10 protein-coding genes are annotated in these 13,584 nt (G+C 53.7%); 4 read left to right on the top strand and 6 right to left on the bottom strand.

Going from position 1 to position 13,584, the window contains the following annotated elements:
• Nucleotides 1-49 precede the first annotated feature (49 nt).
• From ACEPPP_RS00245 to ACEPPP_RS00235, 3 genes are all read left to right on the top strand, one after another.
• Nucleotides 50-1,501 carry a hypothetical protein gene (locus ACEPPP_RS00245; RefSeq protein WP_374089062.1) on the top strand — a complete coding sequence of 484 codons (1,452 nt, stop codon included), beginning with the start codon at nt 50-52 and terminating at the stop codon, nt 1,499-1,501.
• 518 nt (nt 1,502-2,019) lie between these two features.
• Complete coding sequence (locus ACEPPP_RS00240; RefSeq protein WP_374089061.1) at nt 2,020-2,283, top strand: RNA recognition motif domain-containing protein; 264 nt, start codon at nt 2,020-2,022, stop codon at nt 2,281-2,283.
• Between the two features lie 154 nt (nt 2,284-2,437).
• A complete protein-coding gene (locus ACEPPP_RS00235) occupies nt 2,438-3,589 on the top strand; it encodes a DEAD/DEAH box helicase (RefSeq protein ID WP_374089060.1) in 1,152 nt (383 codons plus the stop codon).
• A 193-nt stretch (nt 3,590-3,782) separates the two neighbouring features.
• On the opposite strand, the gene ACEPPP_RS00230 is transcribed toward ACEPPP_RS00235, so the two are convergent.
• Both ACEPPP_RS00230 and ACEPPP_RS00225 read right to left on the bottom strand, forming a co-directional pair.
• On the bottom strand, nt 3,783-4,169 hold the full coding sequence (locus ACEPPP_RS00230) for a hypothetical protein (protein WP_374089059.1): 387 nt from the start codon (nt 4,167-4,169) through the stop codon (nt 3,783-3,785).
• 245 nt (nt 4,170-4,414) lie between these two features.
• On the bottom strand, nt 4,415-5,344 hold the full coding sequence (locus ACEPPP_RS00225) for a hypothetical protein (RefSeq protein WP_374089058.1): 930 nt from the start codon (nt 5,342-5,344) through the stop codon (nt 4,415-4,417).
• A 509-nt stretch (nt 5,345-5,853) separates the two neighbouring features.
• Here ACEPPP_RS00225 and ACEPPP_RS00220 point away from each other — a divergent pair.
• Nucleotides 5,854-7,830: a diguanylate cyclase domain-containing protein gene (locus ACEPPP_RS00220; protein WP_374089057.1), complete on the top strand. Its 1,977-nt coding sequence runs from the start codon at nt 5,854-5,856 to the stop codon at nt 7,828-7,830.
• Between the two features lie 25 nt (nt 7,831-7,855).
• Here the strand turns inward: ACEPPP_RS00220 and ACEPPP_RS00215 are convergent, their stop codons facing one another.
• The 4 genes from ACEPPP_RS00215 to ACEPPP_RS00200 all read right to left on the bottom strand — a co-directional run bounded on the left by ACEPPP_RS00215 (nt 7,856) and on the right by ACEPPP_RS00200 (nt 13,468).
• Complete coding sequence (locus ACEPPP_RS00215; protein WP_374089056.1) at nt 7,856-9,163, bottom strand: replication-associated recombination protein A; 1,308 nt, start codon at nt 9,161-9,163, stop codon at nt 7,856-7,858.
• A gap of 33 nt (nt 9,164-9,196) precedes the next feature.
• Nucleotides 9,197-9,826 (bottom strand): outer membrane lipoprotein chaperone LolA, encoded by a 630-nt coding sequence (lolA, locus tag ACEPPP_RS00210; protein WP_374089055.1) that lies wholly within the window; start codon nt 9,824-9,826, stop codon nt 9,197-9,199.
• 87 nt (nt 9,827-9,913) lie between these two features.
• A complete protein-coding gene (gene mrcB / locus ACEPPP_RS00205) occupies nt 9,914-12,268 on the bottom strand; it encodes a penicillin-binding protein 1B (RefSeq protein WP_374089054.1) in 2,355 nt (784 codons plus the stop codon).
• Between the two features lie 177 nt (nt 12,269-12,445).
• A complete protein-coding gene (locus tag ACEPPP_RS00200; RefSeq protein WP_374089053.1) occupies nt 12,446-13,468 on the bottom strand; it encodes a lysophospholipase in 1,023 nt (340 codons plus the stop codon).
• Nucleotides 13,469-13,584 lie beyond the last annotated feature (116 nt).

Genomic DNA, 13,584 nt, shown 5'->3' with positions numbered 1-13,584 from the left:
CGATAGTAAAAATCACCCTATGTTCCTACAGCATAAATTCGCGCCAAGCTTGATCATTTCCGGCATCACTGTCGTGCATCTACTGCTTATCTTGCTGCCTCCTGTCAACTTTGAGTTCGCATTCGTGGATGCAGCCCGGTATTTCAGTTCCCACGATCAAGTCTTGTTGGACCAGTATTTCACCTATCAGGCCAATACGCTCGGCATGCCCTATCTTGCCTGGATCCTGTCTGAAATACTGCCAGCCATGAACATGCTTTCAGTGATCCGCCTGCTTTCCGTTGCCGGCATCGTTCTTTTCGGTTACGGAATACTCAATATATGCAGGCATATGGGCCGGCAAGACAATGCCATCATTCTCCTGCTGATTCTATTGAACCCTCTGGTATGGATTTTCTCCGCCAGAGGGACGGCGGATTTTTTACCTGCAGCCGTCGGCGTTTTTGCAATTTCCCTCGCCCTTGGCGCAAACCCTACGCGGCTAAGAACCTTGGTGTCAGGGATATTGCTGGGATTCGCCGCCATATTGAAATACCACGCCTTATGCCTCTCGGTATTCCTGATCGCATTACTCTGGAGCCGCAGGCAAGAGCGATGGGTATTGCTTTCCTCCTTTGCCGTGATAGCGATTGCGATAGCCGCCGTTGCGGCCTATATGATCACGGCGCATGCACACTTCGGCTTCTGGGTTACGCCGCCTAAATTCCAATCCGTTCACCACGTGGCGATGGCGGGGATCATCAGCAATTTCATCTCTTACGCCGGCTTTCTGGTCATCTTGAGTGGCCCGCTATCCCTGGTTGTGCCTGAAGCCCGGCAATATTTAGTGAAATTCTGGAAATTTCTGCTCCCAGTGTTGATATTTTTGTTTCTTGCGGGGATGTCTATGCTACAAACCAATGGAGAAATGAATTTCGGTCCTCTTGACCGCTGGATCAGCAAGAGGATGGCGTCAGGGATTTTTTTACTGCTCGGCTTAGGTTTGCTCTCACCCATCCTATTGCAGTTTTCAGAGCGCGATCAAACAGGCAAACTGAAAAAATGCCTGGGACTCGCCGTGATCTTAACATTGTTGGTATTTTCATTAAGCCGCCCGGCTCAGCGCTACTTGCTGCTAGTATTGCCATTCTTTGTGCTGGCGTTGCCCATAGGGGCGTTCAGGTTGCGCTCGATCTTTATTGGCACCATTGCCTTATATATCGCCATCAACGCGTTTATCAGCTATAGCCAATGGTGCACAGGAACAGCGGCTGAACAAATGGCGGCTGCGATCGAACGAGCGGGTTTGCTTGAAGCCAGCAAAGCCGGAGCCATAAAAGCGCATGTTGGCAACCGTTTCTACCAAGCAAAGCCTAAAAATTTATTGTATGTCGTGGTACCCGGGAATAATCCCCGAGCCATAATCACCAGCAAAAGCGGCTTATCTTTCGCACAGACATCCTTCTCTCTTGTATCGATAGCTAAGGATGGCAACCCTGTTAAAATTGATGCCCCGGAATGAAATCCCGAGATAAAGTTGTCGAGGCTACATGGACATTTAGGGCTTGCTGCCCTTGGCTTTTGCTGGTTCAAACATCAAGGATTTCGCGTCAACGCTCACGTCCGAGCAATTCCGAGATCGCCCGAAGCAAGCGCCGACTTTGCCGGTGTCATCAAATCGGCTCCACCGTTATGTTGATATGCAGAGATTAAGTGTCATATAATTGGGCTCTTTTTGAACTTTGTAAATAATCTACCGTCATATTCGTTTATAATGATGAATGGCTGAGAGATCGGGCTTGATCTAGCGATCACCGGCATCGCAACAAAATTCAAATTACCCCCTCAACACTGGAGGTCGGCGAGATGCTTGAATACAAAGATTCTCCCCAATCCGGAACCCATGCTACGGTTGTCCCGGCAGAAAGGCAGTCAACTCTGTCACCGGCGGCAAATTAACCCGAGTAGCGCCACGCGTTGTATGGCCGGTTAAAAGGCTTGACCGCATACAACCTTCTTCACCCCCACTAAGGACACCTTTTGAAAAGATTATTTGTTGGAAACTTGCCCAGCGACGCGACCGAAGCCAGCGTAACGGCTTTATTCTCGGAGTTCGGCAAAGTGCATTCCATTGAGCTCGTCACCGACTTGTTTAGCGGTAGATGCAAGGGTTTTGGCTATGTCGGCATGGAAGGCCACGAAGCCAGGGCAGCCATCGCAAAACTCAGCGGCATTCTGTTCGGCGGCAAGCCGCTCAGAGTCAGTTTTGAAGTTTCTACCGGTAAAAAAGGCAGACGCCGCTAGCTGCCATCGAATAACTTTCGCTACTTTTTCGGGTTTCGGGGCGACATCTCGGCCGGGATAAGCTCAATGCTTATCCCATGGCAACAGAGTCGTCCCGTCACCTCACTCCGTTTTAACCTATACCGGGATTTCATCCCCACACTCGAGAATTTCTATGTCATTTTCTTCTCTCGGCTTGTCCGAGCCCCTGTTGCGCGCGATCAGCGACTCAGGCTATACCACGCCCACACCGATACAACAAAAAGCGATACCATCGGTGTTATCCGGCCGCGACCTGCTCGCCGCCGCCCAGACCGGCACCGGCAAGACCGCGGGCTTTACCCTGCCGATCCTGCAACGTCTGGCGGAGAAACATATCGGCAGCAACCGTCCTGTTAGGGCGCTCATTTTGACGCCGACCCGCGAACTGGCCGCGCAGGTGGCCGAATCGGTGACCAAATACGGCGCGCATCAGATGCCGCGACTGAAATCGGATGTCGTCTTCGGCGGGGTCAAAATCAACCCGCAGATGATGCGTTTACGCGGCGGCGTCGATATCTTGACCGCGACGCCGGGGCGCTTGCTCGACTTGGTCTCGCAGAATGCGGTCAAATTGAATCAAGTCGAAATCCTGGTTCTGGACGAAGCCGACCGCATGCTGGACATGGGCTTCATCAGGGACATCAACAAAATTTTGGCGTTATTGCCCAAAAAGCGGCAAAACCTGCTGTTTTCGGCGACTTTTTCCGCCGATATCCGCAAACTGACGCAAAACCTGCTGGTCAATCCGGTGCAAATCGAAGTCGCGGTTGAAAATGCCGCCGCCGACACCGTCGAACAGATCGCCTACACGGTCAACAAGACCGCGAAAACCGCTTTGTTGACGCATCTGATCAAGAGCAACGACTGGCGGCAGGTGCTGGTTTTCACCAGCACCAAACACGGCGCCAACCGACTGACCGAAAAGCTGAATTCCGCGCAAATCACCGCGAAGGCGATACACGGCAACAAAAGCCAGGGCGCCAGAACCAGCGCCTTGGCCGATTTCAAATCCGGCGACATCCGGGTGCTGGTCGCCACCGACGTGGCCGCGCGCGGGATCGATATCGCCCAGTTGCCGCATGTGGTCAATTATGAATTGCCGCGTTCCTCCGCCGATTACGTGCACCGCATCGGCCGCACCGGACGGGCAGGACGGGGCGGCCTCGCGGTGTCGCTGATCTCTCAAGACGAAAACAACGCGCTGCGTCTGGTTGAAAAACTGATTGGCTCCAAGATTGCCCGCGAACGGATTGCGGGTTTTGAGGAAGTGGAAACCGCGCGTTAGCGTGCTACTGTCCGCAGCCTAACCGCTACGGATTATGCGCTTGCAGGTTTCACGGCAAAACGGGTTTGCCGTGAAAAATAGTTCAAAACGCGAACTTGATGCGGCAATCAGTCAGCCGTTCGGGTTCGCGAATCCTACCTGCCCTGGATGATGGCTGCATGGCAATCTTGCAAAACGCCACGTCCATCAAGGCCTATTTTTTATTAAAGTAATAAAGCTCGCCGAATTTTCCTTTCAGCGTCATCGTCTTATCGTCCTTCTCGACTAAAGAAAAGGTATCAAAACCGGATCTGCCGACATAAGGAATTTTCAATTTGCCATTGTCGATTTCGTAATTGACCGGCTGCTGGTCATAATGCGCGCCTTCGCGCGGAATGTTCCGGATCGTGATCTTGCCACCTTGAAATACCCAGGTATCTTCCCGCTGGATAGTTTCCTTGGCCGATGCCGACTGTTTGGTATACTGCAGCTTCCACGTTCCCTGGACATCATCTACCGATTTCAGCTCAATATCAGCCAACACGGAGCCCGTAAAGAGCGATAAAGCCAGGAATGCTGGCGCTAAACTTATTTTTTTCATGATCATTCGCCTCTGATATTAAATAACCGCACTGCATTGTACGCGCACTGCCTGGAGAACCCTATCTTTACTTTGCCGGAGCATAAAATACGGCGGGGCAGGTCAATGGCTACAGAACACATCAAACTTGAACACAGGGTTCGATGCCACCACATCGAAGTTGATGACAGATTGGAAATGACGAGCCAATAGAAGTTCAATATGCTATCGGTTAGAGCGGCGGCATCTGACTCAATAAATTCAGCTTATTTCTGCCCCAGGTTTTTAAGAATTTCCTTCAAAGGCACCAGGTTCATCGTCATTCTGAATAACACTTCATTATTCTCCAGAAGGCCGTAACAATGATAGGTTCTTAGCCTGATATGGGTGTGGTTCAACGTGTTTTCGGACGATTCCGGAAGCTGTTTGACCAGGATATGCAGGCTGTCGTTATTTCTCAGATAACCTAAATAAACCCGGTCGACCGATATTTCATGCGAGGTGTACACCATCGGGTTGAGTTTGAAATCGTGATTTTCCAATTGCGCTTTTTCGAGCAAGGCCCCGGAGGCCAGACTGCAAGGAAATATCTCCGGATAGTGCGCAACCTGCGCCAGTTCGTCGAAATAATCGGATTGCTCGGCCAGGGAACCGGAGAGAAAATTTTTGACCGACCCGTTGTTCATGTATTTGCGCTTCAGGAAATAATCGGTGTCCGGAACAATCGTTCTGTCGGGAATTTCGTTCAGGTCGGGCAGATTGTCCAGTGGGGTCTCGGCCAAAAACAGCGGCGACGGCGTTTCCTTTTTATATCCCAACAGCACGGTTTTGCCGTCGGATTTCATCGCGATGCGGTTGGTCAGCGTCAGGTGCGGAATGGTGTTGATCAGCGTCTTTTTGATTTCCAGATAAATCGGCATGCGCGGGCGCACGGCGTTGATGAAGGTCATCTGGTAATTGCTGAAACGCAGACGGTTTTCGGCGATGACCTTGTCTTCATGATGCGCTTCCCGGTACAGGCGCATTTGGTACTCGATCAGGGTATTCAGTTGAAATCCCAGCACGATCGGGCCTTTGAACGGGTTATGGGTAATCTGCAGCCATTTGTGCTTGTCATGAAACAGATTGAAGTCATCTGACGCATTGCGCGCGACTTCGATATGGATTTGATCAAAAATGAAAGGTGGGGGATTCATGATGTAGGGTTGAAATGGCGTGTCGAGGAATAGGATTTTAAAGTCACCAACCTTTACGCAAGTTACAGATAAAAGTCCAAAAAATCAACCACCGCGCATCGCCGATCATGCCTGCGCTACGGCGTGCTATGGTTTTTTCAAAATTATCAGAAACCGTCCATTTTGGCTGGGCGGCCAGCATGCATCGAAAACGGCAACGGCCGGAATTATTTTCTTAGTTAATTACTAAGAAATAGCTATTGCAAGACCCGGTATTTGTACTATCCTTATCGAATCGAAAATTATTTCGGTATGCCTCGACCAGCAACAGTCATGTTTCTTGAATAGCCTTTCGCGGCGGTTCGAATTTTGGATGCGATCAACTTTTTTACTAGCAATGTATTTTTAAGCTGAGTTTGATATAACAACCTATACGTTGCAAAATGGCCGACTCAGAGGAAACCGGAGGTGATGATGTCTTTCCGATTCTGTGCGACACCTGATGTGCCATGCGACTCATTGAGCCACAATTGAGCCCGTTCAATCCTGTCATGACGCACTGTCTTTTAACGAAGCAATTCATAGTAATACATTATTTGATGGGGTTGCTTTTGTTTGTCAGTGCCGCTTCGGCGGCTTACCCAACGGCGCCTCAGGTCTCCGCTCAAACTTTCCCTGCAGCTGAGTTGACACAAAACGAAAGCGAATGGCTGCTGGCGCACCCCAAAATCCGCGTAGCCTTCGACGACTCCTTACCCCCCTATAGTTTTGTTGACAAAAATGGTCAGTTCAAGGGGATTGCCGTGGATATCATGAATGAGCTCAGTAAAAAACTCGGCATAAGTTTGCAGATCTATCCGAAGACAGCGGCAGAGCAGCGCGTGGATATTATCGCCACGATGGTCGACCTCCCTGACCGTCGTCAGTGGTTCAATTTCACCCATCCGTATCTGACCAAATCGCTGGTCATCATGGCCCATAAAAGCGATACGACCATCACTGACCGCGATCATCTGTCCGGGAAAAAGGTGGCATTCGTCGATGGCTTTGAATTTTCCGCCCAAATCACGAAAAAAAATCCTGCCGTTAAACCTTATACCGTGCCGTCGATGCTGGCCTGTTTGAAAGCGGTAGAACGAAAGAAGGCGGATGCCTGCATCACTTTTAGCGGTACAGCACAGTACTTGCAACGCGAATATCGTCTGGACGATTTGCAGTTCGCCGGTTTTTATGAGCGCAATACCGCCGACGAGAGCATGGCAGTGCGTAAAGACTGGCCGATGCTGACCGCCATCCTGCAAAAAGGGCTGGATTCAATCAGCGAATCCGAAATGAATGCGATTTATTTCAAATGGATGCCACCCGGAATCCAGATGCCGGGCGTGCAGCCCCGCCCCTCCGTGAGCAAGAACTCCACGCTTGCGGCATGGTGGCAACATAACACGCCTGACTGGCTGAAACTCCTGGCACCCTTGCTCGCCCTCATCGGCTTCTTTGTATACTGGAGGCTTAAACCCCAAAGGACGGCGCAGGCCGCCCCGTACGAGGAATCTCCTAGTCAAAACCTCAAACAGTTACAAATCGATTTTGAGCGGATGATCCTGAAGCGCACCACCGAATTGAATAACAGCGAAAGAAAATTCCGCAATCTGGTCGAAAATTCGAACAAGGACTATTTTTTCTATCAGCGCGACCGCCGAGGCAGCATGACCTATGTCAGTCCGTCTGTGGCCTTTGTGCTCGGCTACGACCCCGGCAATTTCGCCGCGAATTTCCGCCGCTACCTGACCAATAATCCGGCAAACCGAAGACTTGAGACGATCCTGGAATCCAGTAGCCAGGGTATTCCCGCCCCGCCCTATCAACTTGAATTCCTTGATTCGGAAAACAGGCGCCGCTGGCTTGAAATTGCGGATGCGCCGGTATACGACGAATACGGCAACTGTATCGGCGTGGATGGCCTGGCCTTCGATATTACCCAACGCAAGCAGGAGGAGGAAAAATTAATCTGGCTTTCGTTTCATGATGAATTGACCGGGCTGGCTAATCGGCGCATGTTAACCGACCGCATATGCCAGGCCATCGCGTTATCGAGCCGCAGTTGCATGCCGTTTGCCGTGCTTTATCTGCATGTGGACAAATTCAGAACGCTCATTGATGAAATGGGACATGCGGCAGGCGACTATGCGCTGAAACACGTGGCGAAAATGCTGGTGGATACCCTCCGCGAGTCGGACACGGCCGCAAGCCTCGGCGACGGCGAGTTTGCGCTGTTGCTGCCCGATACCGATGTGAACGCCTCCGCGACCGTTGCGCAAAAACTGATCAGGAATCTCAGAGACCCGATCATTTTCGGCAAGAAATCGGTCAACCTGGAGGTGACCATCGGCATTTCGCTGTATCCCCGCCACGGCTCCAATCCCGGCATGCTGCTGCAATATGCCGATGCGAGCATGCATTATGCAAAAAAACAGCGGCTCAGCTATTCCGTCGTCGCCGACGCTTGAACCGATACTTGCCTATTGCCGGCCGTCAGCGCCGGTATTGTTTATCCAGCGCCTGTAAGTGCTTCAACTTTTCGCCGATTTTGATTTCCAGGCCTCTGCCCACCGGCTGGTAATATGAAGTCCCCCGGAGCTCGTCCGGAAAATAGTTCTCCCCCGCCGCGTAAGCCTCCGGTTCGTCATGCGCATAACGGTATTCCTTGCCGTAGTCCAACGTCTTCATCAATTGGGTCGGCGCATTGCGCAGGTGCACCGGCACGCTCAGACTGCCGCTGCGTTTCGCATCCTGCATCGCGGCATTGTAGGCCCGGTAAACCGCATTGCTTTTCGGCGCGCAGGCCAGATAAATGACCGCCTGCGCCAGCGCCAGCTCGCCTTCCGGGCTGCCCAGGCGTTCCTGAGCTTGCCAGGCGTCCAAAGCGATTTGCAGGCCGCGGGGATCGGCATTGCCGATGTCCTCGGACGCCATTCTGACGATCCTGCGGGCAATATACGCCAGATCGCAGCCGGCATCGATCATCCGGCACAGCCAATACAGCGCCGCATCGGGCGCACTGCCGCGCACCGACTTGTGCAGCGCGGAAATCTGATTGTAAAACTCCTCGCCCTGTTTATCGAAACGTCTGACGCCGCCGCTGAGTACTTCCCTGGCCAAGGCCTCGCCGATGCTGTGCTCGTTATTCGCGGCGGCCAGCTCGACCGCCAGTTCCAGCAGATTCAGCAGTTTGCGCGCATCGCCATCGGCCGCCTGTACAAACTGCTGCCTGATGTCCGCGTCCATGGCGATGCCGAGACGCCCGAGCCCGCGCTCCTGATCGGTCAAGGCGCGTTCGGCGACCGCCAGTAAATCTTTGGTCGTCAAAGGATTCAGCACATACACGCGGGCGCGCGACAATAACGCATTGTTCAGCGCGAATGACGGATTTTCGGTCGTCGCGCCGATGAAATAGACCGTGCCGTCCTCGACATGCGGCAAAAACGCATCCTGTTGCGCCTTGTTGAAGCGATGCACTTCGTCCACGAACAAGATCGTGCGCCTTTGCTTTTGCTGCAACAGCAACTGCGCTTCGCCGACCGCCGCCCGAATCTCCTTCACGCCGGCCAGCACCGCCGAAATCGGTGCGAATTCGGCATCGGCATGGCGGGCGATCAGCCGGGCGAGCGTGGTTTTACCCGCGCCAGGCGGCCCCCAAAAAATCATCGAATGCAGGCGCCCGGCGCTGATGCTTTGATAGAGCGGCTTGCCGGAACTCAAAATATGCTTCTGTCCGGCATACTCGTCCAGGCTTCTCGGCCGCATTCTGTCGGCCAGCGGCCGGGTCAAATCGTCCAACATCGAATACCTTGCGCCTTTATGCCTCGATGCCTATCACTCCTCAAACACATCCGCGCCTTTCGGAACTTCAAACTGAAACAAGGTCTGCTTGATCGGCGGATTGATCAGCACGTTCGAAAAATAGATGCGGGTCAACTGTCCGAAATTATCGCTGAGCTCCATGCCGCCGAGAGAATCCTTGTCCAAACCGATCAAGATGTATTTGAATGTCGTTTCGGCGCTTTTCGGCGACAGCTTGATCCATTGCATGTCGCCCTCCTTGCCCTGGCCTTCGATCGTGAAATTGTCGTCCAAGGACACCTCGCCGCTCAGCAATAACGCCGGCGTCGAACCGAGCGATTCATCGAGCTTTTTGACCGTGACCTGCTCCAGATCCTTGTCGTAAAACCAGACCTTGCCTTTGTCGGCGACGATCTGTTGCGCAAACGGTTTTTGATAATCCCAGCGGAACTTGCCCGGACGCTGCAGGTAAAAGACGCCAAAACTGGTCCGGACCGGCCTGCCCTGTTCATCGATCAAGACCTGCTTGAAATCGGCGGACAACGATCGGGATGACGCCAAAAAGGCTTTCAGCTGCTGCACCGGCTTGTCGTCCGCCTGTGCCGGCAAATAGCTGAAAAATAATAAAAACAGGGTAAAACCCAACCTCTTTTGTTGACTCATTAAAACACCTCGTTAAATTCTGTGACTGTCAGTGAGCCCTGAATTAGGCGCACTGCGCCCTCTCCTTTAGGGAGAGGGTCGGGGATTTCATTCGCTCTGCGGAAAAAACTCCTCAAACCAAGGCCTGTCCTGTTCGATGACCGCATTGCCGCAGGCCGAATAGGCGGTCGGCTCGGAGCCTTCGACATAGGGGTAACCCTTGCCGTAAGGACAATCAGGCCCTGCCACCAAACCGGAATACGGATCGACCCGCACCATTTTGATATTATCGGGCGGCGTCAAATTGACCGGCTGTCTTGAAATCTGCCGCATAAACGCGGTCCATACTTGCAGCGCGCCGGTCGCGCCGGTCAGCCCGGCCGGTTTGTTATCGTCGCGTCCGACCCAGACCACCGACAAATAATCGCCGGTGAAGCCCGCAAACCAGCTGTCTTTCGCATCGTTGGTCGTGCCGGTCTTGCCGACCAGGCCGTAATCCTGCGGAAACACCGAGTAAGCCGAAGAACCGGTGCCAGAATGCATCACTTCCTGCAAAATCGTGTTCAGGATATAGGTCGAGGACGGATCGACCGTTTGCCTGACCGTGTACGGATAGCTTTGCAGCCTTTCCCCCGAGGCGGAGACTACCGCCTTGATGCCCTTGATCGGCGTCAGGAAACCGTCGCCGGCGAGAGTCTGGTACATCTGCGTGACTTCGAGCGGCGATAACTGCGCCGCGCCGAGCAGGAAGGACGGATACAACTCGACCTTGCGGTTGACACCCAGGTCTTTCAGGGTTTTCGCGACCCTGCCGATACCGATGTCCATGCCGACCCGCACGGTCGCCAGATTGTAAGACTTGGCCAATGCGGTATGCAGGCCGATCGTGCCGTGTTCCTTGTGATCGTAATTTTTCGGGCTCCAGTCGTTGCCGTTGTCGCCCTTGATGAAGATTGCGCCGTCGCTGACCGGGGTCGTGATCGTGTAGCGCCGCGGATACTGCAGCGCGGTCAGATAAATCACCGGCTTGATCAGCGAGCCGATCGGCCGCACCGCATCCAAGGCCCGGTTGAATCCGGCCGACGAGTCGTCGCGCCCGCTGGCCAGCGCAGCGATCTCGCCGCTGTCCCGGCGCGTGATCACGACGGCCGATTCGAGCGCTTTGGTGGCCTTGGGCTGCTTCTCCAGCTGCGGCAGCTTGCGCTTGATCGTTTCCTCGAGCGTGTCCTGAATCTGCGTATCGAGCGTGGTAAAGATTCTGAGGCCTTCGGAGGTCAGATCTTCCTCGCGGTAATCCTGCCGTAACTGACGTTTGACCAGATCGAGGAAGGCCGGATAGCGGTTCGCCGAATGACGCAAACTGGTGATCACGTTCAAGGGCTTGGCTTTTGCTGCGGCCGCGTCTTCTTCGGTGATGTACTCCTGTGCGGCCATTTCTTCCAGGACCAGATTCCGGCGTTGCAACGCCCGCTCGGGAAAACGCCGGGGATTGTATTCGGATGGCCCGCGCACCAACGCAACCAACGAAGCCAACTGTTCCAGCGACAAATCCTTCAACGGGCCTCCGAAATAAAACTGACTGGCCAGACCGAAGCCGTGCACCGCGCTGCCGCCGTCCTGGCCCAGATAGATTTCATTCAGATAGGCTTCGAGAATCTCGTTTTTGCTGTAACGGTATTCCAGGATCAATGCCATCAGGGCTTCCTTGAGCTTGCGGGTCAGTTTGCGCTCGGAGGTCAAATAAAAGTTTTTGACCAGCTGCTGGGTGATCGTACTACCGCCCTGCACCATGTCGCCGGCCTGGATGTTCGCGACCATCGCCCGTAGAATTCCGCGCACTGACACGCCGAAATGGTCATAAAAGTCCCGATCCTCCGAGGCCAGTAAACCCTTGATCAGCAATTCGGGCGCTTCTTCGAGCTTGATCAATATGCGGTCTTCCTTGATGGTCGGATAAAAACTGCCGATCTGCACCGGGTCCATCCGGATGATTGCCAGGTTTTGGCCGTTCGTCAGATCGGTGATGCCTCCGATGCCGGCTTCGGAAAAATCCACGCGCATCGCCACGCTGGGCTGCGGCTCCTGCTGATCCCAAAAGGCGAAAGTACGGGTCTTGACCGAAATTTGCCCGCCATTGCGGAAATAAGTACCTTCCGCGGCCAATTGCGGATCTTTCCGGTAATGCAGCATCTCCAGCAAATTTTCGAACTTTTGCGCGCTGATCCCGTAACCGGCATAAAGCTCAACCGGGTTTCCATACACGCGCGCTGGAATCGCCCAACGTTTGCCTTCGAACTGCGTGCGGACTTGGTAATCGAGGTAACCGAGGTAGGTGAATAGAAAAAAAGCGCCAACGCCAATCAGGATGACGAAGCTATTTCTAAACCAATGGGATGTCGATTTTTTGCTGGGTGGCGTGTTGTTATACCGGGGGGAACCTCGCCGGGTCGGTCTGTCTGTCATGGCCTTTTTAAGCTTTAATAAGGTAAATTTTCCGTAACGTGTCCGGTTATTATACCCAGTTCAGGCATGCCGGCATCAGAAACCGTGACATTAACAAGTCAACGATGAATGGATAATGAATGAGTCAAAGCCTGTCGGGGAATTTTGCCTGCCCGGCAGAGGCCAGGGATGCGGGCCTCAGTTTGCCGAGTTCAGCACCGGTTTGAGTACGATTTCGGCGCGTTTGTCGGCCCCGGACGGCAGCCGTGCGCCTCTGGAGTCTATCCAGGCGGCGATGTCTTGCCAGGTCTTGTCGGCCTGCAAATCACGCAGCAGCATATGATAGCCTTGTTGATAAAAGGCGACAGTTTTTTCCTCGGCGGCATGGTTGTCCTTCAGAAACCGCTGCAAAAAAGCATAGGTCGGCTGCTTCGGAATGATGTCGTCCTTTTCGCCATACAGCAATAAGGTGTCTTCATTCAGTTTATCGGCGCTGTTGAACGCCAGGTCCATCAAATTGGCCAGGCCGTACAGCGTTTCGACGCGCGCGCCTTTGATCACCCACGGGTCGCTCCCCAATTCGCGCAGCATTTCGATATTGTCCGATGGCGTCACCTTCACGACACCTTTGCCGGTCAGCCTGAGCCACGGCGTGGTATGCGCGAGCACCCACAACAGGCTGTTCTGATACCAGGGCATCGTCTTGCGCGCCCACAACGCCGGCGCGGCCAGAATGATGCCGTCGATCAGATCGGTCGTATCGTTTTTGACCGCGGTCATCACCACCGCACCGCCCATGCTTTCGCCGAGCAAGAACAAGGGGCTCCGGGGATAGCGCTCCTTGACCAGGCGCGCCAGCGTCAACAGATCGTCCTCATACGATGCGCAACCGGCCCACAGCCCGCGTTTCGGCGCCTTGCCGAAACCGCGCTGATCATAGGCGAAGCTGGCGATGCCGTGCTCGCTGAAATAGCGCGCGGGCTTGTCGAAAAAACGGCTGTAATCGTTGAAACCGTGCACCGCGATGATCACGGCTCGGGGTTCGCCTTGGGTCGTCCATTCCCTGAGCGGCAGCCTGGCGCCGTCCTCGGTGATGAAAGCCTGCGTTCCGGAATCGAGATGTGCGGCGGTCGTTTTCGCACCGGAAGGATAAATCGACGGCACGCAGCCGGCCAGTAACAAAGAAAGGATCAGTGCAATGATCGTGAAAATCGTCTTCATAAGCGATTCCCGGTTCGATTCCGGGATAAAATGGACGGCGCGGATGCGTCCTCGCAACAACGCCAAAACTATTGACTCTATTGATCTTTGATGAACGGCTAAAGTTCATCGGGTTT

Source organism: Methylomicrobium lacus, from assembly GCF_041897535.1.
GTDB classification, from domain to species: Bacteria; Pseudomonadota; Gammaproteobacteria; order Methylococcales; family Methylomonadaceae; genus Methylomicrobium; species Methylomicrobium lacus_A.
The sequence above is the reverse complement of the archived record's forward strand: the minus strand, read 5'-3'. Positions and strand labels throughout refer to the sequence as shown.

Bases quoted from the DNA above. Each gene is read 5' to 3' on its own strand.
- ACEPPP_RS00235 (WP_374089060.1), top strand. From the start codon at position 2,438: ATGTCATTTTCTTCTCTCGGCTTGTCCGAGCCCCTGTTGCGCGCGATC.
- ACEPPP_RS00230 (WP_374089059.1), bottom strand. From the start codon at position 4,169: ATGAAAAAAATAAGTTTAGCGCCAGCATTCCTGGCTTTATCGCTCTTT.
- ACEPPP_RS00225 (WP_374089058.1), bottom strand. From the start codon at position 5,344: ATGAATCCCCCACCTTTCATTTTTGATCAAATCCATATCGAAGTCGCG.
- ACEPPP_RS00215 (WP_374089056.1), bottom strand. From the start codon at position 9,163: ATGTTGGACGATTTGACCCGGCCGCTGGCCGACAGAATGCGGCCGAGA.
- lolA (WP_374089055.1), bottom strand. From the start codon at position 9,826: ATGAGTCAACAAAAGAGGTTGGGTTTTACCCTGTTTTTATTATTTTTC.
- mrcB (WP_374089054.1), bottom strand. From the start codon at position 12,268: ATGACAGACAGACCGACCCGGCGAGGTTCCCCCCGGTATAACAACACG.
- ACEPPP_RS00200 (WP_374089053.1), bottom strand. From the start codon at position 13,468: ATGAAGACGATTTTCACGATCATTGCACTGATCCTTTCTTTGTTACTG.